This window comes from Streptomyces sp. SID14436 (assembly GCF_010548465.1).
Taxonomy (GTDB): Bacteria; Actinomycetota; Actinomycetes; order Streptomycetales; family Streptomycetaceae; genus Streptomyces.
The window spans coordinates 1-1,821 of sequence record NZ_JAAGMD010000249.1 but is presented as its reverse complement, the minus strand read 5'-3'; the positions used below and the strand labels follow the sequence as shown (position 1 = coordinate 1,821).

Sequence of the window (1,821 nt, the reverse complement as noted above, 5' to 3'; positions counted from 1 at the left end):
GGAAGCGCTGCCGGTCCCGCGTGCGGGCGGGCCGGCGCGTCCCCGCGGGGGTGCGCGCCGGCCCGCCCGGTCACGTCAGGACTTGCCCGGGCACCGCTGCCAGGCGAGGTGGTAGACCGTGCTGATGTCGCCGTCGGTGGAGTCCATGGTCATGAAGCTGACCTTGTGCGGGGACGAGGTGCCCGCGTTCAGCCGCAGTTCGGTGTTGATGTTGAAGTTGCGCTGCACTCCGCAGGGCGCCCAGACCAGCTGGGCCCAGTCGGTGGTGTCCGTGGCCTGCCAGTTGTCGTTGTAGGGGCCGGCGTAGTTGTGGGTGCGGAACTCGGTGTTCGGTGAGCCCTGGAAGTAGTACGAGGCTCTCTGGGTGCCCCTGGCGCCGGGCTGGAGCGAGGCGAAGCCGCGGTAGTCGGCGCTGGCCACGGCGTAGGTGAAGCCCTGGGGGACGTGGACGAGCAGGCTGAGCTGGCAGTTCTTGCGGAAGTCGGTGGGCCCGGAGGTGCCGCCCACCTGGGCGAGGTAGTCGCTGTAGGTCACCGTGAACGCGGTGTTGTCCGCCGAGACGGCGACGGCGGCGGTACCCGCGGGACAGCCGGAGCCGTTCACCGTGGCGACCTTGATGACGATCTTGTCCGGGGGCGGGTCCTCGAAAGAGGACGAGGACGAGGCGGGGTTGTGGGCGGGGATCGCGGCGGTGAGCAGCGCGGCCACCGCGGCGCTCATGAGCAGGCCACCAGCCATGGTTCTCCATCTGATCGGTGGGGGGTGCGCCGCCCGGTCACGGACCGGACGGCGCCTTGTCGCACGACACTCGTTGAAGCGTCATGTGCATGCCAAACATGCGGGTGCGAGCCCCCGGCCCGTGAAGGAGGCATGAAGGTGCTGTGAAGGCCGGGAGCGGTGGAATCGTACGGAGCACGGCGGACCGGGGACAGAGCGAACTCCGGCCATTCACGTCCGGCGGACCGCAAAGCCGCAAACGGGACGTAACGGGACCGCGCGTGAACGAGGGGGGCCCGGTTCGTAGACAATGGCCCACCAGCACCACCAGCAACCCCCGGCGCCCCGCCGCGACAGCGGGCGGCGGGCAGCACGGCAGGAGGCGCTCCCTTGGAGCTCAGCAGGCGTACCTTCACCGCCCTGGCCGGGACGGCGGCGCTCGGACTCGCCCTGGCCGGCAGCGGCGGGGCGGCGACCGGCCCCCGCGGGACGCGTGCCGTGCCGACGGGTCCGCCTCCCCCTCCGCCCACCGCCGACGGCAGGCGGCACCGGATCGGCCACGACCGGTACTCGCTCCTGGTCGACAACCGGCGCCTGGTGCTGTGGTCCGGCGAGGTGCACCCCTTCCGGCTGCCCAGCCCGTCGCTGTGGCGCGACGTCCTGCAGAAGCTGCGCGCCCACGGCCACAACGCGGTCACCGTCCCGGTCGCCTGGAACTACCACTCCCCCGCCCCCGGCGAGCACGACTTCAGCGGGGTGCGCGATCTGGACCTGTTCCTGCGCACCGCCGCCGAGGAGCGCCTGTACGTGGTGCTGCGCCCCGGCCCGCACCTCGGCGCCGACCTGGACGCCGGCGGGCTCCCGGGCTGGCTGACGGCCACCGGGGTCACCGCGCGCACCGACGACCCGGAGTACCTGCGGCACGCCGACGCCTGGCTCGGCGCGGTCAACTCCGTGGCCGTGCGGCACCTGTACACGGCGGGCCGCGGCACGGTGCTGCTGTACCAGCTGGAGGACGCGCGCGACGCCGCCCCCGCCGAGGCGCGCGCCGCCACCGAGCGCCTGTACGCGCGACTGCGCGCCGACCGCATCGACGTCCCGGTG

Annotated in this window: 2 protein-coding genes; one reads left to right on the top strand and one right to left on the bottom strand. The window is 73.1% G+C overall.

Translation table 11 applies throughout. The features are described from left to right. Window positions 1–75: 75 nt before the first annotated feature. Window positions 76–738, bottom strand: coding sequence for a DUF4360 domain-containing protein (locus tag G3I53_RS09125; protein WP_164338184.1), 663 nt, complete (start codon window positions 736–738; stop codon window positions 76–78). A 369-nt stretch (window positions 739–1,107) separates the two neighbouring features. On the opposite strand from G3I53_RS09125, the gene G3I53_RS09120 reads away from it, so the two are divergent. Further along, the coding region (locus G3I53_RS09120; protein ID WP_203616783.1) for a beta-galactosidase at window positions 1,108–1,821 on the top strand (714 nt) is incomplete at its 3' end.